At 71.3% G+C, this 23,474-nt stretch carries 23 protein-coding genes; 4 read left to right on the forward strand and 19 right to left on the reverse strand.

Going from position 1 to position 23,474, the window contains the following annotated elements; genetic code table 11:
• Window positions 1-12 precede the first annotated feature (12 nt).
• Entirely contained in the window at window positions 13-306 is a 294-nt protein-coding gene (locus AC068Z_RS07660; RefSeq protein ID WP_478553305.1) for a helix-turn-helix domain-containing protein, read from the reverse strand.
• A 390-nt stretch (window positions 307-696) separates the two neighbouring features.
• Here AC068Z_RS07660 and AC068Z_RS07665 point away from each other — a divergent pair, with 390 nt between their 5' ends.
• A complete protein-coding gene (locus AC068Z_RS07665) occupies window positions 697-1,452 on the forward strand; it encodes a hypothetical protein (RefSeq protein ID WP_478553307.1) in 756 nt (251 codons plus the stop codon).
• Here the strand turns inward: AC068Z_RS07665 and AC068Z_RS07670 are convergent.
• From AC068Z_RS07670 to AC068Z_RS07690, 5 genes are all read right to left on the reverse strand, one after another.
• A complete protein-coding gene (locus AC068Z_RS07670) occupies window positions 1,400-3,130 on the reverse strand; it encodes a serine/threonine-protein kinase (protein ID WP_478553309.1) in 1,731 nt (576 codons plus the stop codon). The two genes, AC068Z_RS07665 and AC068Z_RS07670, sit on opposite strands and share 53 nt — an antisense overlap.
• 73 nt (window positions 3,131-3,203) lie before the next feature.
• On the reverse strand, window positions 3,204-3,662 hold the full coding sequence (locus tag AC068Z_RS07675; protein WP_478553762.1) for a serine hydrolase: 459 nt from the start codon (window positions 3,660-3,662) through the stop codon (window positions 3,204-3,206).
• Window positions 3,577-3,957, reverse strand: coding sequence for a hypothetical protein (locus AC068Z_RS07680; protein WP_478553787.1), 381 nt, complete (start codon window positions 3,955-3,957; stop codon window positions 3,577-3,579). Before AC068Z_RS07680 ends, AC068Z_RS07675 begins: the two co-directional genes overlap by 86 nt.
• Before the next feature lie 166 nt (window positions 3,958-4,123).
• The gene (locus AC068Z_RS07685) at window positions 4,124-4,615 is read right to left on the reverse strand and encodes a hypothetical protein (RefSeq protein ID WP_478553311.1); all 492 of its coding nucleotides are present in this window, start codon (window positions 4,613-4,615) and stop codon (window positions 4,124-4,126) included.
• Between the two features lie 324 nt (window positions 4,616-4,939).
• Complete coding sequence (locus AC068Z_RS07690; RefSeq protein ID WP_478553313.1) at window positions 4,940-6,967, reverse strand: AfsR/SARP family transcriptional regulator; 2,028 nt, start codon at window positions 6,965-6,967, stop codon at window positions 4,940-4,942.
• A 191-nt stretch (window positions 6,968-7,158) separates the two neighbouring features.
• Here AC068Z_RS07690 and AC068Z_RS07695 point away from each other — a divergent pair, with 191 nt between their 5' ends.
• Window positions 7,159-8,010 carry an alpha/beta hydrolase gene (locus AC068Z_RS07695; RefSeq protein ID WP_478553764.1) on the forward strand — a complete coding sequence of 284 codons (852 nt, stop codon included), beginning with the start codon at window positions 7,159-7,161 and terminating at the stop codon, window positions 8,008-8,010.
• Window positions 8,011-8,196: 186 nt separating this feature from the next.
• Here AC068Z_RS07695 and AC068Z_RS07700 read toward each other — a convergent pair whose 3' ends face one another.
• On the reverse strand, window positions 8,197-9,750 hold the full coding sequence (locus AC068Z_RS07700) for a phosphodiester glycosidase family protein (RefSeq protein WP_478553315.1): 1,554 nt from the start codon (window positions 9,748-9,750) through the stop codon (window positions 8,197-8,199).
• Between the two features lie 485 nt (window positions 9,751-10,235).
• Between AC068Z_RS07700 and AC068Z_RS07705 the strand changes: the two genes are divergently transcribed.
• Entirely contained in the window at window positions 10,236-11,456 is a 1,221-nt protein-coding gene (locus AC068Z_RS07705; protein ID WP_478553317.1) for an MFS transporter, read from the forward strand.
• Here the strand turns inward: AC068Z_RS07705 and AC068Z_RS07710 are convergent.
• The 12 genes from AC068Z_RS07710 to AC068Z_RS07765 all read right to left on the reverse strand — a co-directional run bounded on the left by AC068Z_RS07710 (window position 11,438) and on the right by AC068Z_RS07765 (window position 22,436).
• A complete protein-coding gene (locus AC068Z_RS07710; protein ID WP_478553319.1) occupies window positions 11,438-11,905 on the reverse strand; it encodes a hypothetical protein in 468 nt (155 codons plus the stop codon). The two genes, AC068Z_RS07705 and AC068Z_RS07710, sit on opposite strands and share 19 nt — an antisense overlap.
• Window positions 11,906-12,039: 134 nt before the next feature.
• Window positions 12,040-13,365 carry a DEAD/DEAH box helicase gene (locus AC068Z_RS07715; protein ID WP_478553321.1) on the reverse strand — a complete coding sequence of 442 codons (1,326 nt, stop codon included), beginning with the start codon at window positions 13,363-13,365 and terminating at the stop codon, window positions 12,040-12,042.
• Window positions 13,366-13,486: 121 nt separating this feature from the next.
• The gene (locus tag AC068Z_RS07720; RefSeq protein WP_478553323.1) at window positions 13,487-14,113 is read right to left on the reverse strand and encodes a CoA transferase subunit B; all 627 of its coding nucleotides are present in this window, start codon (window positions 14,111-14,113) and stop codon (window positions 13,487-13,489) included.
• Entirely contained in the window at window positions 14,113-14,868 is a 756-nt protein-coding gene (locus AC068Z_RS07725) for a CoA transferase subunit A (protein ID WP_478553325.1), read from the reverse strand. Before AC068Z_RS07725 ends, AC068Z_RS07720 begins: the two co-directional genes overlap by 1 nt.
• Window positions 14,865-15,533 (reverse strand): SDR family NAD(P)-dependent oxidoreductase, encoded by a 669-nt coding sequence (locus AC068Z_RS07730; protein WP_478553327.1) that lies wholly within the window; start codon window positions 15,531-15,533, stop codon window positions 14,865-14,867. The genes AC068Z_RS07725 and AC068Z_RS07730 overlap by 4 nt, the downstream gene beginning before the upstream one ends.
• Window positions 15,530-16,282 carry an SDR family NAD(P)-dependent oxidoreductase gene (locus AC068Z_RS07735; RefSeq protein WP_478553329.1) on the reverse strand — a complete coding sequence of 251 codons (753 nt, stop codon included), beginning with the start codon at window positions 16,280-16,282 and terminating at the stop codon, window positions 15,530-15,532. The genes AC068Z_RS07730 and AC068Z_RS07735 overlap by 4 nt, the downstream gene beginning before the upstream one ends.
• Window positions 16,279-17,250 carry a fumarylacetoacetate hydrolase family protein gene (locus tag AC068Z_RS07740; RefSeq protein ID WP_478553331.1) on the reverse strand — a complete coding sequence of 324 codons (972 nt, stop codon included), beginning with the start codon at window positions 17,248-17,250 and terminating at the stop codon, window positions 16,279-16,281. The genes AC068Z_RS07735 and AC068Z_RS07740 overlap by 4 nt, the downstream gene beginning before the upstream one ends.
• Before the next feature lie 98 nt (window positions 17,251-17,348).
• Window positions 17,349-18,281, reverse strand: coding sequence for a VOC family protein (locus AC068Z_RS07745; RefSeq protein ID WP_478553332.1), 933 nt, complete (start codon window positions 18,279-18,281; stop codon window positions 17,349-17,351).
• A 4-nt stretch (window positions 18,282-18,285) separates the two neighbouring features.
• Window positions 18,286-19,287, reverse strand: a complete 1,002-nt coding sequence (locus AC068Z_RS07750) for an amidohydrolase family protein (RefSeq protein ID WP_478553334.1) — start codon at window positions 19,285-19,287, stop codon at window positions 18,286-18,288.
• Window positions 19,284-20,414 carry an FAD-dependent oxidoreductase gene (locus AC068Z_RS07755; RefSeq protein ID WP_478553336.1) on the reverse strand — a complete coding sequence of 377 codons (1,131 nt, stop codon included), beginning with the start codon at window positions 20,412-20,414 and terminating at the stop codon, window positions 19,284-19,286. The genes AC068Z_RS07750 and AC068Z_RS07755 overlap by 4 nt, the downstream gene beginning before the upstream one ends.
• Before the next feature lie 67 nt (window positions 20,415-20,481).
• Window positions 20,482-21,438 carry a cyclase family protein gene (locus tag AC068Z_RS07760; protein ID WP_478553338.1) on the reverse strand — a complete coding sequence of 319 codons (957 nt, stop codon included), beginning with the start codon at window positions 21,436-21,438 and terminating at the stop codon, window positions 20,482-20,484.
• The gene (locus AC068Z_RS07765; RefSeq protein ID WP_478553340.1) at window positions 21,435-22,436 is read right to left on the reverse strand and encodes a fumarylacetoacetate hydrolase family protein; all 1,002 of its coding nucleotides are present in this window, start codon (window positions 22,434-22,436) and stop codon (window positions 21,435-21,437) included. The genes AC068Z_RS07760 and AC068Z_RS07765 overlap by 4 nt, the downstream gene beginning before the upstream one ends.
• Before the next feature lie 118 nt (window positions 22,437-22,554).
• Between AC068Z_RS07765 and AC068Z_RS07770 the strand changes: the two genes are divergently transcribed.
• A complete protein-coding gene (locus AC068Z_RS07770; protein ID WP_478553342.1) occupies window positions 22,555-23,472 on the forward strand; it encodes a LysR family transcriptional regulator in 918 nt (305 codons plus the stop codon).
• The last annotated feature ends 2 nt before the right edge of the window (window positions 23,473-23,474 follow it).

Consider the following 23,474-nt stretch of genomic DNA (forward strand, 5'->3'; position numbering starts at 1 on the left):
CGGGAGGCCGGTTTAGGCGAGCGCTGTGGTCAAGACGGTGACCAGCGCGGCCGTTGCGTCGGAGTCGGGGCCGGGGTCCTTGATGGTCTGCCCCTTCGGCGCGGGCGGCTGGGGCCTGCGCCGGGCTCGGTGGGTGGTCGCGAGTTCTGCGCGGAAGCGGACGGGACCGCCGTTGCGCGCGACCTCACGGCTCACCGTCGAGGTGGGACGGTGAAGGCGCTTGGCGATGTCGGCGTAACTCCTGTGCTGTACCAGCCCGGCGGCGATCGGCTGGCGGTCTGCCCTGGTCAGCCTGCGCCCTGGCATCCGGTGCATAGCTGACCAGCCCGAGCAGCACGGTTTCAGGGAGACCGCCGTTGACTGGGATTTCGGCTCCTCCCCAACGTTCGGCAGGCGGCGCCAGGAGAGTTCCATGCGCGCCAGAGGCATCACCTATGACACCGGCTTCACCCGGGGCGGAAAGAGTTCCCGGCCCATGTTCGACCCCGAAGTGGTACAACACGAGATCCGTGTCATCGAAGACGACCTCCACTGCGACGCCGTACGTATCACCGGAGGCGACCCCGCACGGCTGGCCCTGGCGGCCCGGCACGCAGCCGACGCCGGGCTTGAGGTCTGGTTCCCCCGTTCCCTTGCGAACTGTCCGCCCAGGAACTGCTGCCCTACTTCGCCGAGTGCGCCGATCGCGCCGAGGAGGTGAGAGCGGACGTCTTCGTCGCCGGCTGCGAGTTGAGCCTGTTCGCCGACGGTATCCTCCCCGGCCACGACAGCATCGCCAGGATCGAAGCCCTGATAAGCGGTGCCCCGGAGGAGACCACAGTGGCCGCGCTGGCCGAGGTTCCGGCCCGGCTGAACTCCTTACTGTCCGACATCGCGGCGAACGTCCGCTTCCGGTTCAGCGGCAAGATCACCTACGCCTCCGGAACGTCGGAACAGATCGACTGCGCGCCCTTCGACCTCGTCAGCGCTGACGCCTACGGCGATGCCAGCGATGCCTGCCGCCAGGGCCCGCGTGAGTACATGCGGCACGGCAAGCCACTCGCGGCGACCGAATTCGACAGCTGCACCTACCGAGGCGCCGCCGCACGCGGAGGCCTCGGCTGGTGGGACGTCGTCGACTCGCCCCGCGTCGGCGGCGAATACATCCGCGACGAAGACGAACAGGCCGGCTACCTCCGTCGTCAATTGGAGGTCTTCACCGAGGAAGGCGCGGACACCGCCTTTTGGTGCACCTTCGCCGCCTACACCTATCCGCACCACGAAGATCCTCGCTTCGACCTGGACATGGCCTCCTACGGAGTCTGCAAAGTCATGCCCGACGGCAGCCTGGCGCTGGAGCGTTCCTTCTACGCCATGGCCGCGCTTGTTTGTGAGGGCGGGTTGCCTGGCGCGCGCGACGTCAGTCCTCGGCGGCTACGACGCGGGTCACCTTGCCGTTCAGGCCGGCGTTGAGATATCCCGTCGCGTAGTCGTCGGAGAGGTACACGGCCAGTTCCAGCGGGGTGTCGAAGGTGTCGTCGGCGGGGTTGACGGTGATGTAACGCGCGGTGGGGCGCGTCACGTTGAGATCCTTCTCGGCACGCTTCAACAGAGCGGGAACGACGTCCCAGTCGAAATCGTCCAGGCTGAAAGGGTGTTTGCCGCTGCCTATCGTGCTGCTGATGATGCCCTTCTCCACGCCCCTGCCGGGGCGGTAGGTGTAGCTGTCGTACTTCGTTTCGCTGCCCTTGACCATGACGTCCACGCTCACGTACTCCGGATAGATGAGGACGTCGGCTGCGCGGTTGGTTCCGGTCGTGGCCTCGATCTCCGCGAGCGCCGTACGGATGCCGTCCGGGGTGAGCAGTCCGGTCTTCGTGTCGCCTGCGGTCGGCGAAGCCGAGTGGGACGCGGTGGGGGTGCTCGCCGCCGGGCCCGTCGTCGTGGCCGAGGAGGATCCGGGTGAGCCCGCCGACGGTTCACGATTCTGTTCGCCGCCGTCCGGCAGCAGGGCCCACACCAGCACTCCCGTCAGCACGGTGCCTACGACGGACGAAGCGATGGCGATCCTGTGTTTCGAACGGCCGCCGGGCCGGGACGGCGTCGGCCGCGTGGGGCTCGCCGGGGTCGGGCTCGGCGGACCGGGTGGGGCGCCGAAGTGAGCGGGTGGTGCGAAGCCGGCCGGCGGCGGCCCGAAACCGGCCGCGGGCGGGGGTGCGAACGATGCTGCGGCTGGGGGTGCCAGCGGGTATGACGTCGTCGGATGCGCTGTGTTGGGGCGGCCGGGGGAGGGGCTTGCGGCCGTGTTCCGGTCCTCGGCGGCCGTCGCGAGCATGTGGTCGGCTGCCGTCGCGTCCGGGCGCTGCGCCGGATCCTTGACGAGCATGGCGTTGAGGAAGCCGGTCAGTGGTCCGGAGCGCTGAGGCGGCGGGAGTTCCTCACTCAAGAGCGCCGCCAGCGTCGCGAGGGTGGTTGCCCTGCGCAGGGGATGATGCCCCTCGACCGCGACGTACAGCATCATCGCCAGCGACCACAGGTCCGATCCGGGGCCGCCCTCGCCGCCGGCGATGCGTTCGGGCGCCATGTAGTCCGGTGTGCCGATGAGGGAACCGGTCGCGGTCAGGACGGTCGACTCCCGGATCGCCGCGATGCCGAAGTCCGTCAGGACGGGACGCTGATCGGGTCGCAGCAGGACGTTGGCCGGCTTCACATCGCGGTGCTGGATGCCGGCATCGTGTGCGGCCCGCAGCGCGGCCAGCACCTCGCGGCCCAGGCGCGCGGCCGCCACCGGCGGCAAAGGCCCCTGTTCGAGTCGGTCCTGGAGCGACCCGCCGGTGACCAACTCCATGACGATCCACGGGTAGGCATGGTCCACGCCGTCGATGACGTGGTGGATGGTCACCACATTGGGGTGCTCGACACGGGCGAGCGCCCTTGCCTCACGCAACACCCGGGCCCGGAGCATGGCCGCGGCCGGCGGGTCGTATTCGGCCAGACCCGGATCCGACGGCCGGACCTCCTTGAGCGCCACCGCCCGGTCCAGGACCAGATCGCGCGCCCGCCACACCATGCCCATACCGCCGCCACCGAGCCGCGCCTCAAGCTCGAAGCGCCCGTCGATGACCCGTCTGCCGGATTCCCCGTCACTCATGGCGTGGAGCCTACGAGACGCCGGTGACACCCCCACCTCGAGGTCGCTTGCAGACTTGGCGGCAGGTTTACGGTCAGTGGCAGAACGCCCTGTCCAGGAGTGCGTCGACAGCGTCGTCAGGGTCACCGCGGAAGTCCGGCGTGAGCGCGACCGTGACCTGACGGCGTCCGTCCTCCGTGCCGAAGGACCACGCCTGATACGCCAGGGCATCACCGTCGTTGCCGTACACCCGAATTCCGTACGAGGTGTCCTTCCAGGTCAGCCCTAGCCTGTACCGCCTGCCTTCAACGGCCGGCGTCCTCATCGCGTCGAGCAGGTGCGCCGGGACGAGACGCTCGCCGAGCAGTGCGGCGACGAACCGATTGAGATCCCTGGTCGTGGAGATCATCTCGCCGCCCACACCCATGACCGAGGGATTCATCGCGGTGTAGTCGACGAGGCGGATCTCACCGTCCCGTTCGAGCGGCACATAGCCGTACGGATGCGGCTTGCCGATGCGCGCGGACGTTCCCGGCAGTGAGGTGTCGCGCAGTCGTAACGACGGTGGCGACGAACGTCTTCGTGATGCTGCCCGCCCGGAACGTTCCGGACGCCGGGACCGACCTCGTCGTACCCAGCTCGGCGACTCCGCTGGTGCCGCGCCACACGCCGTGCTCGTCACGCACCTCCATCAGCGCCCCCACCGCGCCGACAGCGACGACCTCGTCCAGCCGCTCCAGCAGCCCGGCGCGATCCGTCTCCCGAGGCGTCGCCGAGACGGCGGCCGAGGCCGCCATCACGCCCAAGGCCGTAACAGCAGTAACGATGAACTTGCGTACATGCTTCATTCCGCCCCCACCTCTGCGATCCGCCGTCACCCGTACTTCGTTCTGCACACCGATCTTGCTGGAGGGCGGTAGTGGCAGCGATGGGGCTCATGGGCGTATCTGTGCGGGAGCTATCCCCACTTCGGGTTCGCCCCGCACCAGGTGCCCGTGGACGCGTCCTGTTGGGTCACGGGTGCGGTGGTGTCCAAGAGGCCGCCTGGTCGCCTCGGTATGTTCGCCACGCGGTCCTGAGTGCTTCGAGCTCGGCTCGGGGAAAGTCCTCGCGCCACCTGCCGCGGTAGGCGTTCTCGCCGTACTTCCTCAGGACCTCGTCGAAACAATGGATCACGGCTCGGGCAAGGACGTCGATGTTCTGTCGGGTGGACCAGATCTCAGTCCCGGCGTTGTCGTGGTGATTGCCGTGGGCCAGTTCCAGGAGGCGGATCGACACGCTGCTGCCTTCCCGCCGGAAGATCCATCGGAAGGCGGTGGGCTCGGCCTCGAACTGCACTCGGCACTGGGTCTCGCCGACGATCAGCCTGCATACGGCCGTCAGGAGATCCTCGGGGGCGGCGGTGATGTAGGAAGCCGTGACTTCGGCTTCAGCCTCGTCGTCACTGACGACGCATTTGGCCCAACCACGTCCGGACAGGACCCAGACGAATCGCAACCGGGCCATCGTCGTACCTCTTCCAGTCCCGGGTTCCCTGCGCCGAGAACCGTGGGTCCCTCGCTCACATACAAGTCTGGAGGATGGTGAGACGGCTGACCAGGGGATGCTCTGGCACCGGGCCGCGCTCATCTAGCAGCTCACGGCGCCAGGAATGATCAACTCGGCCGCGTGTCGCGTCAGCCGACGGCGACGGCGACGGCGACGGGGCGCGGTCGTCGGGCGGCGGAGGGAGCCCCGAGTCGGCCTCGTCGTTGCCGGGCGTAGGAGCGGCCCCCACCGCGATCAGAGACCTGCTGGGCTGACGTCACGTCGTGTAGCGCCCTTCGCGGTTCACCGGTTGTGCGCGTCGAGAGCTGCGTCGATTGCCTCCAGGTGACGGAGCACAGGGCCGAAGGAGACCAGACCGCTGCCGGCGGCCCGTTCGCCCTGGGCGGCGGCGAGTTCTTCCCGGGCGCGGCGCAGGACGGGCAGGTGTCCCACCAGACAGGCGGCTTTGGCGAGTACGCCCCACAGGGCTTCCTGGAGGTGGTCGTGCGGAGGCCGTGGGACGGTGGACAGTGCCTGGTGTGCCTGTTCAGTGGCTCCTCGAGCGACGAGGAGCAGGGGGTTGAGCCATGACTGGTAGGGGCCGGCGTCGAGGCGGCTGAGTTCTGCCGTGTCCACGGGAGCGTCGTCCCGCATGACCGGGACGAGGGCGACGAGGGCGGCTGCGCCTTGAGCGAGGCCGGGCATGCCGCTGCCGGCGGTGTGTTTCAGGACGTGCTCGTACTGAGGGCGGGCAGCAGGCCAGCCGTCGGTCTCGCAGGTGCGCAGGGCCCGGTACCAGGCGGTGAAGACTTCTGCGAGGGGTCGTTCGTTGCGTTGGGCGAGCCGGTCGATCTGTTCGGCTTCTGCGTCCGCTTCGGTTAGGTCGCCGAGACCGGCCAGCGCCTGGAGACGGATGATGCGGCCGAGGATTTCGTGGCTGGGCATCTGGTGTTCGGCGGACAGCCGGGTGAGTTCGGCGCCGAGGACTTCGCGGCGGGCGGCCGATCCGCAGTGGGAGAACGCTTGCATGAAGGCCCCGTTGAGGGCGAACGCCAGGAGGGCGGGGTCGCCCAGGCCGCGGGCGAGCCGGACGGCTTCCTCGGCGGCCTGTTCGGCGCGGCGGCGCCAGGGTTCGGTGGTGCGCGGCTGGGCGGCGCGAGGGACGGGTGTGTCGGCGGCGGCGTCTCCGCGTGACTCGATCGCCATGACGGACAACAGCCGGGCCCGCAGCGCGGCCGGGCCCTGAGGGCCGAGTCGGGCGGCTGCACGGGCGGCGGCACGGGAGAGTTCACCGGCACTGTCGGGGTGATCAGCGCGGGTCCATACCGCAGGGACGTCGTAGGAGCCGATGATGCGGGCGGCCAGTTCGGTGTCGCCGCTCGTCTCGGCCGCCGCAACGAGGTCGCGGCGGTGCTGGTGTGCCTGTTCGAGGCCCTCGGGGCCGGTTACCGCGAGGTCGCGCAGCAGCCCGGCCGTGGCGTGGAGGCGGGCCTGCGAACGGGCGGGTACCGAGCGGTCCCAGGAGGCCGCGGCCCTCTCCCAGAGGCTGTCGGTGATCCCGGCCGGTTCGGTCCCGCAGTCAGTGGCGGTGTCGAGGATGCGGGTCTCGGCTCGGTCCAAGGCGCGGCCGGTTTGCGTGCCGCGCGGCGCGGCGAGGGCCGTACGGGCGTGGTTGAGGGTCTGCAGCGCTTCCGTGCGCTGCCCGGTTCGGGCGAGTGCGGTGGCGAGCAGCACCCAGCCGTCCTGTCTGCCGGGGTGGGCGGTCACGTGTGCGCGCAGGTCGGCGACAGCGTGGCCGGCGGCGCCGGTCGCGAGCAGGGCGTCGGCGCGCCGTTCGACGGCGTCGAGACGCAGCGCCTCGAGGCGGGCCTGTTCGGCGGCGGCCCACCTGGCGGCGGGGAAGTCGGCGAGCACCGGCCCGCGCCACAGGGCCAGGGCCTGGTCCCACAGGACGGCCGCGGCGGAGGGCGGTGTCGCGGCGGCGCGCGCGGCGGTGTCCTCGAACCGCCAGGCGTCCACCGCTTCACGGCCGGCGCGCAGGGCGTAGCCGGGGCCGTCGGTGACCAGCAGTTGGGCGGCCTGGCGGGCAGGGCGGTCGGGTTCCAGGCAGCGGCGCAGCCCGGCGACGAAGGTGCGCACCGCGCCCACGGCACCCGGCGCGGGTTCCTCGCCCCACAGGTCGGCCACCAACGTGCCCACCGGGACCACCCGGCCCCGGGCGATCAGCAGCCGTCCCAGGACCTCCCGGTGGCGGGGCGGGCCGAGCCGCAGGGGCGAGCCGTCGGCGTCGTGGGCGGTCACCGGTCCCAGCAGTCCGAACGTCACGCCCACGGACATGTCCTTTCGCACGCGGCACCGGTCGGGGCGTGCCGCGGGTTCACTCATCGATCGCTGATCCGGGGCCCGCAGTGTGGGTGACGTCCCGGACGGGGCGGACCGCCCAGGCCAGGGCGTTCTGAACGTCCACCCTGCCACGAACCCCAGGAACAGCTGTGACCGCTTTGACCATCCCCGGATTCACCATGCACCGCGTGAGCGTCGATGACGACGTGGCCCTGAACGCCGCCGTCGGCGGCAGCGGCACGCCGGTCGTCCTGCTGCACGGCTTCCCGCAGACCCATCTGATGTGGCGGCACGTCGCAGCGGACCTTGCCACCGACCACACCGTCATCTGCCCCGACCTGCGAGGCTACGGCGACAGCGACAAGCCCGCCGAGACGAGCCCCGACACCTACTCCAAGCGGACCATGGCCCGCGACGTCGTACGCCTGGCCGCAGAGCTGGGGCATGACCGCTTCACCCTGGCCGGGCACGACCGAGGCGCCCTGGTCGCCTTCCGCGCCGCGATGGACCACCCGGACACCGTCTCCCGGGCCCTGTTCCTGGACGTCCTGCCCGCCCTGGACATGTGGGACGCGCTGCGCGGCGTGAACGGAGCGGTCGGCTTTCACCTCTACCTGATGGCCCAGGCCCCAGGCCTGCCCGAGGAGATGATCCAGCAGGCCGCCGACACCTTCTTCGGCCACTTCCTCGACGCCTGGACCAAGGACCCGCACGCCATCCCCGCCGACGTCCGAGCCCACTACCTGGCCGCGTCCGCGGCCGCCGTGCCCTCCATCGTCGCCGACTACCGCGCCTCGGCCGGAGTCGACATCGACCACGACACCACCGACCGCGCGTCCGGCCACACGCTGGCCATCCCGGTCACCGTCCTGCAGCAGGACTGGGGCGCCGCCCTCGGCTACCACGCCCAGAGCCTGTGGAGCGCGTGGAGCGGCGATCTGCGCCACGCCACCGTTTCCTGCGGCCACTTCATGGCCGAGGAGGACCCGAAGCTGATCGCCGAAGAAATCCGCGCCCTCGCCGACCGCTGAGTCGGCCCCGGCACCGCCCGGGGCCCGGCAGCGTCGCGTCCGCCCGCCCGCTGCCGGGGCCCGGACAACGGGCGGCGCGAAAACCAGGCGACCCAGGCGTGCACGACGCCGCACGGACGTGTCGCGGGCCGGCCTCCTTCGGCGACTTCCGCGTAGCGCTGGCAGCCACCGTGACGACCGCTCGGATCAGCCGCGCACCCCGTGCGGCAGGACCTGGACGGTGTCGCCGACGGCCCGCTCGCCGGTCGCGTCCGAGGGCACGTTGACCAGGGCCCCGTCGACGGCCATCGCGGTGGAGCCGCCGCCGTCGAGGTTGAGGGCCTGGACGGCGCCCAGGGATCGCATGAACTGTGCGGCCTCGGCGAGGGTGAAGCCCTCGCTGACGCCGGGCTGCCGACCGTCGACGGTCACCAGCAGCAGCCTGCCGCTGCGGTCGATGCCGGCCAGCGTGCGGGGCTGGCGGACGTTGGACCACGCGAACCCGAAGGAGAGGTCGAGCGGGTCGAGCGTGCCCTCGGTGGCGGCGTCGATGTGGACCCGGCCGTTCTCGATCAGGGTGGGCGCCGCGCTGACGACGCTGTCCCGAGGGCCGAGTGCGAGCTGCCGCCCCTCGGCGTCCCGCACGACCTCGCGCAGCTGCAGCCGCCGACCCACCCCGGCGTGCTCGGTGAGCCAGGCGGCTGCCGTCCCGGTGCCCTGCAGGACGCTGCCGTCGGACGGCATGGAGCCGCCCCGGTCGCCACGGGAGACGACGACGCCGTGCTTGTCCAGAACGACCTGGATACCGGCGCCGGTCGGCAGCGGGGCCCCGAACGAGCCGGTGAACTTGACCAGGTCGTTCGCGAGGGAGCAGGTCAGATCCTGACGGGGCAGCTCGGTGGGTACGGCGCCCGGACGGCCGCAGTTGCGCACCTTGCCCGGCGTGCGGTTGATGCCCTCGACCGCGTGCGAGGCGGATCCGGCGCGCACGGTGACGCGGCTGGACAGGTCCGCGATGCGTACGCGCCGTCCGCCGTCCTCGAGAATCAGCGCGGCGCGCGAGCCGACCGCCATGGACTGCAACTCGCCGTCCACCACGGACAGTCCGGCCGTCGTGCCCTGAACTCCGTCCGCGTCGGAGGTGATGAAGAATCCGCCGTTGACCCCCACCAGGGACTCCAGCCGGGTGGCCACTGCGGAGGTCTTCTCCCGGTCGGCTGTGTTGCCGCCGTCGCTGGCCTCGACGGTGCCCTGCAGCCGGCTCGGATCGATCACGGCCACGTGGATGCGCTCCGCGTCGGCGCGTTGCCGCCCGTCGTAGCCCGTCCACTCCACGGACGTACGGAAGCCCGCAGCCGATATGGACGAGTTGAGCGTGCGCGCCTCGGCCTGGGTGGTGTACTGGCCGACCCTGACCTGCCAGCCCATCGTGCCGCGTGGTGTGTCCGCGTAGGAGTCCCAGGTCACCCGCTCCAGCCGGGGTGCGAACCCGGCCGCCTGCAACGTCTCGGCGGTGGCGTCGGCCCAGGACCGGTCACCGAGCGGGGCCCATGCGGCCGCGCCGGTGAGGCGGTTGACCGCGGGAGCCTGGACCGTGACCGTCCAGGAGCCTGCCGCCTCCGGGACGCTCAGCACGCCGGTGCGGACCTTGACTCCGGGAGCCAGGTGCTGCGTGGTCCACGAGATCGAGTCTCCGCTCACAGGGGCGGTGTGCCGCTCGCTCGCCGCCGCCGGCGGAGCGAACGCGATCAGGGCGAGCACGGTTCCCAACGTGAAGGCGCGTGCTGCCTTGCGCTGTCCACCGTGTCCGGTACGTGCGGGTGTCTCGGCAATCACAGACATACCTCTCCTGACCTCTGACCCGTGAGCGATCCGACGGCACATGGGTGCGGTGCCGTACCGTGCCAACTCAGGTTGCCCAGGACGGCGGTTGCGTGAAGCAGCGGGCATGAGCAGGGAAAGTCTTGCCGATATTCGGAGGGACCGAGGCGGCCACGCAGGGCAGCGGGGTGATCGGGCGGGAACTCGCCGCCGTAGTGATGTGACATGGATCACGGAGGACGCGGCGAGATCTTGGAATGTCTGACTCCGTTCAGCTGCTGCACCCGTTATGGGCTTTCCATGCCCAGGGAGCGCCGCGCGATGAGGCACGGCACGACCGTCCCCGACCAGCCGCACCGTCGCGGCCCCACCCCGCTCCCTCCTTCCCTCCCCGCACCACCCGCTCTGAAAGGTTCTCCTGCGCCATGCCACTGGCTCTCCTGGCCCTGGCTGCTGTCGCTTTCGGCATCGGCACCACCGAGTTCGCCACGATGGGACTGCTGCCCCAGATCGCTGACGGGATCGGCGTGTCCGTGCCGCAGGCCGGCAACGTCGTCTCCGCCTATGCGCTGGGTGTCGTCGTCGGTGCCCCGGTGCTGACCGGCATCGGCGCGCGCATACCCCACAAGCGGCTGCTGCTCCTGCTGTCCGGGCTGTTCGTCATCGGCAACGTCGCGTCCGCGCTCGCCCCCAACTTCGAGCTGCTCTTCGCCGCACGCTTCCTGGCCGGCCTGCCCCACGGAGCGCTCTTCGGCGTCGGCGCGGTCGTCGCCTCCCGCCTGGTCGCCCCCGACCGGGCCGCACGCGCGGTGTCGAGGATGTTCCTCGGGCTGACCGTCGCCAACATCGTCGGCGTTCCGGCCGGTACGGCCCTCGGACAGCAGCTGGGCTGGCGGTCCGCCTACGTCGCTGTCGCCGTCATCGGGCTCGTCGCCCTCGCCGCACTGGCCGCTTTCGTCCCCCACCAGCCCCGCTCGGAGCAGTCCGGTATCCGGCACGAACTGCGCGCCATGGGCAACCGGCAGGTGTTCATCGGCCTGGCCACGGCGGTCGTGGGCTTCGGCGGCTTCTTCGCCGTCTACAGCTACCTGGTCCCGATGCTGACCAACGTGACGGGCCTGTCCGACTCCTCGACCACGCTCGTCCTCGCGCTCTACGGCGTCGGCATGACGCTCGGCACCCTGGCTGCGGGTCCGCTCACGGACCGCGCCCTGCGCCCGACGCTGTACGCGGGGCTGGCTCTGCTGTCCTCGGCGCTGGTGGTGTTCTACTTCGCCGTGCACAGCACCGTGCCCGCCCTGATCACGATCACCTTCATCGGCGCGATGGGCGCCCTGATCACGACCCCCGTTCAGATGCTGCTGATGGCCAAGGCGAAGAACGCCCCGACCATGGCGGCGGCCTCCAACCACTCCGCGTTCAACCTGGCCAACGCGGGTGGCGCCTGGCTCGGCGGCCTGGCCATCTCCGCAGGCTGGGGCTGGGCCTCACCGGTCCTGGTCGGCGCGGCTCTCGGTGTGGCGGGGCTGGGGCTGGCGTTCATGGGCGGCCGTATGGACCGCAGTGAGCGACACTCCGAGGTGATCACATCGTCGGGCGCGCAGACCGAGCAGGTCGCCGCCGCCGCTCAGTCCCAGAGCGGATAGGACACGGTCCGTGCGAACTGTTCCGGCCGGCTGTCGGTGTAGACGAGCGTGATGCGGGAGTAGTGGGAGAGGTGGGGGCGCTTCTTCCACGGCTCCGGGCGGTCGAGCCGTACGGTCACCGGGTAGGCGTGGAAGCGGCCCGCCGCGCAGTAGGGCTTGCAGTCGTTGACCCAGTTCACGCCCTTGGCCTGCGCCGAGTCCGCGTCCCACTCGGACCAGCGCAGTGAGGCCAGGCGGCTGTTGCCGTCACCGCAGGCGAGCATGAAGTCGGTCGGGCGCACCTCGGGGTGCCAGAAGCAGTCGACGAGGACGGGCACCTCCGCGGGCTGCTGAGCGACCCGCGCGACAGGCTCCGGGGCCGACCGGGCCGCGGACGGTGCGCCTGTCGCGGTGGCGAGCGCGGCGAGCGCGAAGAATGTGACCGTCGTGGTGAGTACGCGCATGTGCATGGCCTGTTCCCCGCTGCCGCTCGCCGCCGGATGTGCTGCTCCGACGCTACGGCCGGGGACCCGATGGCACCACTCGAACGGCGTAGCGGGCCGCCGTCACCCCGAAGGGTCACGCACCGGCGGCCGCAGCGATATCAGCGGCCCTTGCGCACCCGGGCCGCCGCGCGTGCCTCCGCGACCTTGCGGGCCTCGGCGGACTTGCGGGACTCCTTCGCAGGACGGCCCGCACGGGAGCCGAGGCCGCGGAACGGGATGTTGCCGGTGGTGCTCTTCGTCGCGGTCGGCGGGCGCTTCGCACCGGTGATGGCGGTCAGCTGTGCCTCGCCGGAGCGCACCTGGGTGACCGTGGGCCGGATCCCGGCCTCGGACATCATCCGGTTCACATCGCGTCGCTGGTTGGGGGTGACCAGGGTGACCACGGTGCCGGACTCGCCGGCGCGTGCCGTGCGTCCGCCCCGGTGCAGGTAGTCCTTGGCGTCGGCGGGCGGGTCGACGTTGACGACGAGGTCGAGCGTGTCGATGTGAATGCCGCGTGCGGCGACATTGGTGGCCACCAGGACGGTGATCTCGCCGTCCTTGAACTGGCCGAGCGTGTGCGTGCGCTGCGGCTGTGACTTCCCGCTGTGCAGCGCACCGGCTCGTACGCCGCTGGCCCGCAGATGGCGGGTGAACTGGTCCACGCCGGCCTTGGTGTCCAGGAACATCAGCACCCGGCCGTCGCGGGCGGCGATCTCGGTCGCGGTCGCGTACTTGTCGGCGGCGTGGATGTTCAGCACGTGGTGTTCCATCGTGCTGACCGAACCGGCCGCCGGGTCGACCGAGACGGGGACCGGGTCGCGGAGGTAGTCGCGAACGAGCTGGTCCACGTTGCGGTCGAGCGTGGCGGAGAACAGCAGCCGCTGCCCGTCGGGCCGCACCTGGTCGAGGATCTCCGTGACCTGCGGCAGGAAGCCCAGGTCGCACATCTGGTCCGCTTCGTCGAGCACCGTGATCCGCACCTGGTCCAGATGGCAGTCCCGGCGGGACACCAGGTCGGTCAGCCGACCCGGCGTCGCGATCAGCACGTCGACACCGGCCCGCAGCAGCGCCTGCTGCCGGTTGATCGACAGCCCGCCGACCACCGTGCCCAGTCGCACGTTCAGCGTCCGCGCGTACGGCTCGAGCGCGTCACTCACCTGCTGCGCGAGCTCGCGGGTCGGCACCAGGACCAGGGCGAGCGGCCGCTTCGCGTCCGCCCGCAGCCCTGCCGTGCGCACGAGCAGCGCCAACCCGAACGCCAGCGTCTTGCCGGAGCCAGTCCGGGCACGGCCGAGGACGTCCCGGCCGTCCAGCGCGTTGGGCAGGGTGGCCGCCTGGATCGGGAAGGGCTCCGTCACGCCCAGGCCGGCCATGGCCTCGGTCAGCTTCGGCGGCAGGCCGAGTGCGTCGAAGGACGCGGCCGGAGGCAGAGCGGGGGACACGGGGCGAGACGTAGGCGGCTTCGCGCTCAAGGGGGACCTTTCTGATCGGGCGCCCCGGAACGGCGATGTCGAAGCGTGCCGACATTTTATCAGCGGGCCCCCTCTCGACTCCTCGTGCAGCTCAGCGCACCCGTGCGTCCGTGTGGGCCGTGATGTCCTCCACGCTGACGCCGGGTGCGGTCTCCACCAGGGCGAGACCGTGGTCGGTGACGTCGAGGACGCCCAGGTCGGTGATGATCCGGTGCACGCAACGCTCGCCGGTCAGGGGCAGGGTGCAGTCCTTGAGGATCTTCGGTGACCCGTCCTTGGCGGTGTGCTCCATGAGGACGATGACGCGGCGGGCGCCGTGCACCAGGTCCATCGCGCCGCCCATGCCCTTGACCATCTTCCCGGGGATCATCCAGTTCGCCAGGTCACCCTGCTCGGACACCTGCATGGCGCCCAGGACGGCGGTGTCGATGTGCCCGCCGCGGATCATGCCGAAGGACAGGGCCGAGTCGAAGAAGGCGGCCCCGGGCAGGACGGTGACCGTTTCCTTGCCCGCGTTGATCAGGTCGGGGTCGACCTCGTCCTCGGTGGGATAGGGGCCCGTACCGAGGATGCCGTTCTCGGAATGCAGCACCACCTGGACGCCCGGCGGCAGATGGCCGGGGATGAGGGTGGGCAGGCCGATGCCGAGATTGACGTAGGAGCCGCTGGTGAGTTCGGCGGCGGCGCGGGCGGCCATCTGGTCGCGTGTCCAGGCCATCAGGAACGTACCGTCCTCTTCTCGATCTGCTTGTCGGCGGCCTCGTCGGGGCTGAGGGCCACGATCCGCTGGACGTAGATGCCGGGCAGGTGCACGGCGTCGGGGGCCAGTTCGCCCGGCTCGACCAGTTCCTCGACCTCGGCGATGGTCACCTTGCCCGCCATGGCGGCCAGGGGGTTGAAGTTGGCGGCGGCCCTGCGGAAGCACAGGTTGCCGTGCCGGTCGCCGCGCCAGGCCCGTACGAGGGCGAAGTCGGTGGTGATGCCGTGCTCCAGGACGTGGGCGCGGCCGTGGAACTCGCGGGTCTCCTTGGGCGGCGAGGCGAGTGCGACCGAGCCGTCCGACGCGTACCGCCAGGGAAGGCCGCCGTGTGCCACCTGGGTGCCCACGCCGGCGGGCGTGTAGAAGCCGGGGATGCCGGCGCCGCCCGCGCGCAGCCGTTCGGCGAGGGTGCCTTGCGGGACGAGTTCCACTTCGAGTTCCCCGGCCAGGTACTGGCGGGCGAACTCCTTGTTCTCGCCGACGTAGGAGCCGGTGACGCGGGCGATCCGGCCGGCGGCGAGCAGGACGCCCAGGCCGCGGCCGTCCACGCCGCAGTTGTTGGAGACGACCTCGAGCCCCTGCGCGCCCTGCTCGTACAGGGCACGGACGAGGACTTCCGGTACGCCGCTGAGGCCGAAGCCGCCCACGGCGAGTGACGCGCCGTCGGGTACGTCGGCGACGGCCTCGGCGGCGCTGCTGCGGACCTTGTTCACGTGTGGGTGTGTCCTTCCAGGTGGGGGTGGCGGGGCTGTGGCGTCGACCAGCCGCTGTCGGCGACAAGGTGGGCGCCGGTGAGGTACGACGCCTCGTCGGAGGCGAGGAAGACGGCCGCGCTCATCACGCCGTCGGATGTCCCGGCGGGGGCGACGCTGTTGGCGCGGACGCCGTACGGCGCGCCCTCGGCCGCCAATTGCCGGGTCAGCGCGATCACCCGGCCCTCGGCGGCTCCGTACGCGGCGAGTCGGCCGGTCGGTCGACCGACCGTGAGCCAGCAGCCACGACTGGCGACCAGATGCGGCCAGGCCGCCCGGACAGTCAGCCACACTGCGTCCGGTGGGTCGGGAACGGCTGAGCTGGAGTCCTCGTACGACTGCCCGTCGATGTCTCCCCAGCAGACGATGTCGATGCCGCCGAAGGCGTCGACGGCCTCCGTCACCCAACAGCGCACCGACGCCTCGTTAGTGACGTCCAGCGGCCCGGGCGTGAGCGCCGTGCCGCCCTCGCGGGCGATCAGCCGCTGCGCCTCGACGGCCGCCTCGTGCGGCAGGTCACCGCCGACCACGAGCGCCCCCTCGGCCGCGAACCGCAGTGCCGCGGCCCGGCCCTGGCCGCGGGCCGTGCCGGGGATCAGCGCGATCTTGCCTTCCAGCCGCTTCACAAGGCTCTCTCGCGCAGCGCGTCGGAGACGGACTTCACGCCGCCGTGCGCGGTCATGCCGCCGTCGACCGGGATGTCGGCGCCGGTGATGAACGACGACTCGTCCGAGAGCAGGAACACCACCAGCGGGGCGACCTCGGCGACGGTGCCGGTGCGCCCCAAGGGTGTTTCGCGGATGTTGGCTTCGCGGAAGGCGGGGGTGGCGGAGGCGGTCATCTCGGTCTCGATGTAGCCGGGGTGGATCGTGTTGACGCGGATGCCGCGTGGTCCGAGTTCGAGTGCGGCCGTCCGGGAGAGTCCGCGCAGTCCCCACTTGCTGGCGGTGTAGGCCATCGGGTAGTGGGCGGTCAGGGCCGCGGAGGAGCCGACGTTGACGATCGAGGAGCCGGGCGGCATGAGCGGGGTGAGGTGCTGGATGCCCAGGAGGGGGCCGGTGACGTTGACCGAGTGGACGCGGTCGAAGTCCGCCGCCTGTACGTCGCCGAGGCGGGCGCGCCAGGTGATGCCCGCGTTGTTGACCAGGCCGTGTACCTGTCCGTACGACTCCTTGAGCTCGGCGGCGAGTTCGGCCCAGTCGTGTTCGCTGGTCACGTCCAGGCGGCGGCAGTTTCCGTCGGGTTGTACATCGGTGGCGATGACCCGGGCGCCTTCCCGGGTCAGGGCTTCCGCCTCGGCGGCGCCCTGGCCACGAGCCGCGCCGGTGATCACGACCACCTTGCCCAGCAGCCTTTTGGGGTGCAGGTCGTTCACGGCCGTTCCCGGGGCCGGCGCCGGCCGGCGGGCAGCGGCACGGGATCGGCGCCGGGGACGACGGTGTTGGACACGCTGCCGATCCCTTCCACGGTGAGGGTGACGGTGTCGCCGGGCCGCAGCGGCGGCGGAGTCCGCTCGCCGCGCAGGCCCCACAGTTCGGCGAGGCAGCCGCCGTTGCCGCAGGTGCCGGAGCCCAGGACGTCACCGGCGACCACCCGGGTGCCGCGCGAGGCGTACGCGACCATCTCCTCGAAGGTCCAGCTCATGTTGGACAGCAGGTCCCGGCCGACGACGTCGCCGTTGATCTCCGCGGTGAGCGCCAGGCGCAGGAGGCCGTCGGCGTCCCGGTACGGCTCCAGTTCGTCGGCGGTGACCAGGTAAGGACCGAGGGTGGTGGCCGTGTCCTTGCCCTTGCACGGGCCGAGGCCGACTCTCATCTCGGCGGCCTGGAGGTCCCTGGCCGACCAGTCGTTGAAGACGGTGTAGCCGACGATGTGGTCCCGGGCCTGCTCGAGAGTGAGATCACGTCCCTCCCGGCCGATGACCGCGCCGACTTCCAGTTCGAAGTCCAAGGCCGCGGAGCCCGGTGGGACGGGGATGTCGTCGTGCGGGCCGTACACGGCGTGCGGGTTGGTGAAGTAGAAGGTCGGCGCCGCGTACCACTGCTCGGGCACGCCGGTGGCGCCGTCCACGGAGCGTCGTACGCCCTCGACGTGCTCCTCGAAGGTGACGAAGTCCCGGACGGAGGTGGGCTGGAGCGGTGGCAGCAGCCGGACCTGTGACACATGCGGGCCGGGCGGTACGTCGAGTGCCGCCGCGCCCGCGGCGAGCAGGCCGGGCAGACCGTCGGATTCCGTCAGAAGGGTCGTCAGGGAGGTGACGCCGGGCAGCGGCAGGAGGGTGCCGTCGTCCTCCACGACGGCCACGCGGCGGCGATGGCGGTGTTCGTAGGCGGCGAATCGCATGGTGCGGCTCCGGGCAGGGTGGGGCCGAGGGCGCGGCGGGATTCAGTCAGGGCAGGTGACAGGGCCGGCCGCGCCCCCGGGGAGTGGAGGGCGGGAGATCAGACCGGAGGGGCGATGAAGACGCCGCGGTCGGGGTCGTTGAAGGACTCCTTGGCGACGAGTTCGTTCATGGGGTTGGCGGTGCCCCACTGGTCGGTGACCTCGGGCCGGGAGAAGTCGTAGACGTGCGGGTGCCAGGTGTCCTCGTCCAGGCACTCCAACTCCGTCGTGTACTCGACGGTGTTGCCGTGCGGGTCAAGGAAGTACGTGAAGGTGTTGTCGCCCGCCATGTGCCGGCCCGGTCCCCAGATCTTCTGGTACCCGGCGCGGATGACGCGGCCGGAGCCGCGCATGTACTCGTCGATGCCGCGCAGCTCGAAGGAGATGTGGTGCAGGGAGGTGTGCGGGCCCTTGGCCAGTGCCATGGAGTGGTGCTGGTTGGAGATGCGCATGAAGTGCATGACCTCGCCCATGTGCGGTGAGCTGAGGGTGTCGGAGAGGCGGAAGCCGAGGTGGCGCTCGTACCACTCGCGGGTGCGGTTGAGGTCGGGGGAGTTGAGGACCACGTGGCTGAGCTTGACCGGGATGGACTCCTTCTCCTCGATCTTGCGGTGCCGGCGTACCTCTACGTCGGCGGAGACCTCGAGGGTGCGTCCGTCGACGTCGAAGAAGCGGAAGCCGTAGCCGCCGCCGGGGGTGTCGACCCGGCCCGGGTGGGTGATCAACTGCACGCCCTCGGCGAGGAGTTGCTCGGCGAGCGTGTCCACGTCGGCGGCACTGGCGGCGCCGTAGGAGACGAGGTCGAGGCGCTTCTCGTCGGCCTTGCGCAGGCGTACGACGTACTGCTCGGGCGAGCCCTCGGCGGCGAGGAAGGAGATGCCCGAGTCCTCGGCGACCTGGGTCAGGCCCCAGACTCCGGCGTAGAAGTCGAGCTGTTTGTCGTAGTCCGGCACGGCGAGGTCGACGTGCCGCAGGTGGGTGAGCAGGCGCATGGGATCACTCCTGGACGAGGAGGGCGGAGGCGTTGCCGCCGCGAACGGCATGGAGGACGGAGTCGGGCAGGGCGGCCGCGCGCAGGGCGGCGACGGGGTCGTCGGTGCCCATGTCGAAGGGGAAGTCGGAGCCGAGCAGCACCCGGTCCGGGCCCGCGACCCGGATCAGCTCGCGCAGCACGTGCGGGTCGTGCACGAGGGAGTCGAAGTAGATCCGTTTGAGGTAACTGCTGGGCAGGTGGGCGCAGTTCGCTCCGGCGTCGGAGCGGGCGGACCAGGCGTGGTCGGAGCGGCCGATGTGGGTGGGCAGATAGCCGCCGCCGTGCGCGGCGATCAGCTTCAGGCCCGGATGCCGGTCCAGGACGCCGGAGAAGATCAGGTGCGAGAGGGCGACGGCGTTCTCCACCGGCTGGCCGACGGTGTTGGACAGGTACCACTGGTCCAGTCGCTCGTCGAGGGTGCAGCCGAAGGGGTGCAGGAAGACGATCGCGCCGGTTTCCGCGGCCCTGCTCCAGAAAGGTTCGTAGGCCGGTGCGGACAGTTCCCGCCCCGGTGCGTGGCTGGAGATCTCGACGCCCAGCAGGCCCTGGTCCAGGGCGTGTTCCAGCGCGCGCACCGCTTGGCAGGGGTGCTGCAGCGGTACCAGGCCGAGCCCGCGCAGCCGGTCCGGCGCGGCGGAACAGTGGGCCGCCGTGGCCTCGTTGGCGAGCCGGTACAGCTTCTCGGCGGTCTGTTCGTCGGCCCAGTAGTGGTAGTGCGACGGAGAGGGGCTGACCAGTTGGACGTCGACACCCTGGGCGTCCATCGCGGCCAGCCGGACGGCGGGGTCGGTCATCTTCGGGATGCGCTCGCGCACCATGGGCCCGCTCACGGCGAGGGCCGCGGGACCGTTGCGCCGGGCGTCCAGCTCCTTCGCCCGCGCCAGCCTGGCATGGCCGGCGACCAGGGCGTCGACCTCGGGCAGCAGCACGTGGGCGTGGACGTCGACGGTGGGGGAGGCGCTCACGGCAGCTCCCGCAGCATCGTCATCGTGCGGCCCATCAGGCCGGGGACGTCCGCGTCCCGGACGCCGTCCAGCTGCCACTGCCCGATCCGCACGGACGCCTCCACGACCGGGCGGACGCGGGCCACGCGCCGCTCGTAGTACGCCTGGAACAGCGCGTCGTCCCACGGCGCATCAGACGTGAGCAGCTCGGTGAGCACCCACGCGTCCTCCAGCGACAGTGCCGCGCCCTGGGCGAGCGTGGGCGGACAGCAGTGCGCGGCGTCGCCGATCAGCACGACCCGGCCGCGGTGCCAGGAGCCTTCCACCAGCATGCGGTCGAACCAGGTGTAGTTGACCTGTGCCGGGTCGGTGATGTGCTCGGTGATCTCCGGCCAGAAGCCCCCGTAGGCGGAGGCCAGGCGGCGCATTTCGTCGGCGTAGGAGGCGGGCGGGATCGAGGCACGGTCGCGGTTGGCCTCGACGACGTACGCGTACAGGGTGGCCTCGCCGGTGGGGCAGTAGCCGGCTATGTAGGCGGGGCCGCCGTAGGCGAGATCGGTGCGGACCACGCCGGCGGGGCGCGGGGCGGCGACGCGCCAGATGGCCATGCCCGTCGCTTCCGGCTTGTCGGTGATGCCGATCGCGGCCCGGGTGGCGGATCCGAGGCCGTCGGCGGCGATGACCAGGTCGTAGCGGCCCTCGCCGCCGTCGGAGAACCGTATCGACACGCCGTCCGCGTCCTGGTCGACGACCTCGGCGGTGGTGCCGAGGCGCACGGAGGCGCCGCTGGCCCGTACCGCGTCGATGAGGATCTGCTGGAGCCGCGGGCGCTGCATGCCGACGGTGGCGGGCAGGTCGTCGCCGCCCGTGCGCAGATCCCGGGCGACGTGCAGGACCGTGCCGTCGCGCGCGGTGATGCCGACCGAGCCGAAACCGAAGCCGGACGCCTTCACCTGGTCCCAGACACCGAGTTCACGCAGGACGCGCAACGCGTTGCCCTGCAGGGTGATACCGGAGCCGGCGGTGGCGTTCCAGTCGTCCTTGGCCTCGATCAGGTCCACCGCGAAGCCGGCGCGGCGCAGAAACACCGTCGCGGCGTTGCCGGCGGCACCACCACCGATCACCAGGACCGTGCGGGCAGTGTTCATGAGGGAACTCCCTGTTCCGTGTGCTACTTGACGGCGATCGCATGACGGGGGAACCGATCGCTGTGTGCTACTTGACGGCGATCGGATTGACGGGGGAGCCGACCGCACCGGTGATGGGCAAGGGCGCGGCGGTGAGCCAGAACTCGTACACGCGGTCCGCCGCGCAGTCCTCGGCCAGCGCCTCCAGGTCCCACATCTCGCCGATCAGCAGCCCGATGTTGGGGATGGCGACCTGGTGCAGCGGCTGGAAGGCGTGGTCGAACTCGTTCGGGCGGACCTCGAAGCCCCAGGTGTCCGTGGCGATCGCGGCGATCTCGGTCGAGTGCAGCCAGCCGGCCGTGGTGAACGACAGCCCCGGCGCGGGGCCGCCGGCGTAGTCGCCCCAGCCCTCGCGGCGTGCGCGGGCCAGCTGCCCGGTGCGGACCAGCACGATGTCGCCGCGGCCCACGGCGACCCCGTGCGCCTCGGCCGTCGCCGTCAGGTGCTCCTCCGTGATGGCGAACCCGTCCGGCAGCTCCCCGTCGGCGCGGAGCACCCGGCCGACGTCCAGCAGGACGCCCCGCCCCGCGACGTGGGGTGCCATGTGCTCGATGCCGGTGACGGCGTCGCCGTCGGAGGTGACGACCTTCTCGGCGGCCCGCCCGTTCCACGCCTTGCCGTGGTCGAAGATGTGGCCGAGCCCGTCCCACTGGGTGGAGCACTGCAGCGGCATCGCGATCACGTCGTCGGCGCCGCCGATACCGTGTGGGAAACCCTGGATGCCAAGAGCGGCGTCGGTGCCGGTGTCCAGCATGGTGTGCACCGGGTTGGTGCGCCGCCGCCAGCCCTTCTGCGGGCCGTTCATGTCGAACGCCTGCGACAGCGAGAAGCTGACGCCCCGTCGCACCAGGGCCGCGCCCGCACGGCGCTTGCCCTCGTCCAGGAAGTTGAGGGTGCCGAGCCGGTCGTCCTCGCCCCAGCGTCCCCAGTTGCGGTACGCCCCTGCGGCCTCGGCGATCGCGCCCTCGGGGTCCTGGCGGTTCACGCGGCGCCCTCCGCGACACAACGGGTGCGCTGGACGCCGAGACCGGTGACCGTGCCCTCCATGACGTCGCCGTCCCGCAGCAGCCGTCCCCAGTGCATGCCGTTGCCGGCCGGGCTGCCGGTCAGCACCAGGTCACCGGGGAGCAGGCGCGCGGTCTGGGAGGCGTACGACACCATGCGCGCGACCTTGAAGATCATGTCCTGGGTGGACTCGTCCTGCATGGTCTCGTCGTTGAGCTTCAGCGTCACGCGCAGGTCGTCCGGGTCGGCGATCGACTCGGCCGGCACGATCCACGGGCCGAGCGGGGTGAAGCCGGGCGCGTTCTTGCTGCGCAGCCAGTCGGTGCCGATCTGCGGCATGTCCCGGCGGAACACGGTGGTCCGGTCGGTGAGGTCGTTGGCGATGGTGTATCCGGCGATGTACCCCGGCGCGTCCTGCACCGGCACCTGGTAGGCCGGCTTGCCGATCACGACCGCCAACTCCAGCTCCCAGTCCGGCTGCTGCGCCCAGGAGGGCAGGACGACGTCGTCGTATGGGCCGGTGATCGCGGTGGGCAGGCCGATGAAGACGTACGGCAGGTCCTCGGCGGCGCGCCGGTCCATGATCTCGGCGGCCTCCGCGCGCCGTTCGCTCTCCGGCCGGTCGTCGTCGGGGGCGCGGTGGGCCACATGCAGGTCGATGACGTGCTGGCGGTAGTTGGCGCCCGACTGGAACACCTGGCGCGGTGCCACCGGCGCGTGCACGCGCAGTTCCGCGACGGCTGTGCGGGCCGGGCCGGTGTCGGTGGCCAGGGCGCGCAGCCGAGGCAGGGCGCTCTCCCAGTCGTCCAGCAGTTCCCGCACGGTCAGCCGGTCGTCGCCGAAGGCGTCCCGCAGGTCCAGAGCCTGGCCGTCCGGGGTGACGAGGGCGGGGAACCGCGGCCCGTCCGGGGCGGAGAGGGTGGCGAGGGCGAACGGTCCGGCGAAGAGCGCGGACGCGGGTTCGGGTTTCACGGACATGTCCTCCTGATTGCGGTGCGACTAATCTGGACCCGCCGCGCGCAATCAGGGAAATCGATTCTGTGGATGATCGGCATCCACCGCGTTGATGACCGCCCTCACGACAAGGGACCGACCCGTGAACCTGGCCAGCCTCGATCTCAACCTCGTCGTCGCCCTGCGCGCCCTGCTGGAGGAGCGGAACGTCACCCGGGCCGGACAGCGGGTGGGGCTGAGCCAGCCCGCGATGAGCGCGGCCCTGGCCCGGCTGCGCCGCCACTTCGACGACGACCTGCTCGCCCGCGTCGGCGGCCACTACGAGCTGACCGCGCTCGGCCAGGTGCTCCTGGACCGCACCTCCACCGCCTACGACGTCCTGGAACGCCTCTTCTCCAGCCAGGCCGACTTCGACCCGGCCAGGGAGACCCGCGAGTTCCGGCTGGTGGCCTCCGACTACGCCGTCGCCGTGTTCGGCGCCGAACTCGCCCGCGTGGTGCACGAAGAGGCCCCCGGCATCCGGCTCCGCTTCACCCAGACCCCGCCGACCGTCGTCGACGACACCGCGACCCTGCTGAGTGCCACCGACGGCCTGCTCATGCCGCACGGCGTGATCAGCGACTTCCCCTCCACCGACCTGTACGACGACCGCTGGGTGTTCATCGTGTCGCGCGACCACCCCGGCATCGAGGACCAGCTCACCCAGCGCGACCTGGCCCAGCTGCCATGGGTGACGTACCAGCGCACCTACGACGCCCCCGCTGTGCGGCAACTGGGCATGCTGGGCATCGAACCGCGCGTGGAGGTCTCCGTCGACGGCTTCCAGCTCCTGCCCCTGATGATCGCCGGCACCCGGCGCATCGCCCTCATCCAGGCACGGCTTGCACGGATGCTCACGCCCATCGCCGAGGTGCGGGTGCTGGAGCCGCCGTACGAGGCGGTGCCGCTGCGGGAAGCGCTGTGGTGGCACCCGGTGCACACCCATGACGCGGCCCACATCTGGCTGCGCGAGACGGCGGCGCGGGTCGGGGCCCGACTGCCCCGCGCGGGCGAGGAGTGACC

The organism is Streptomyces sp. NPDC043726 (assembly GCF_056436565.1).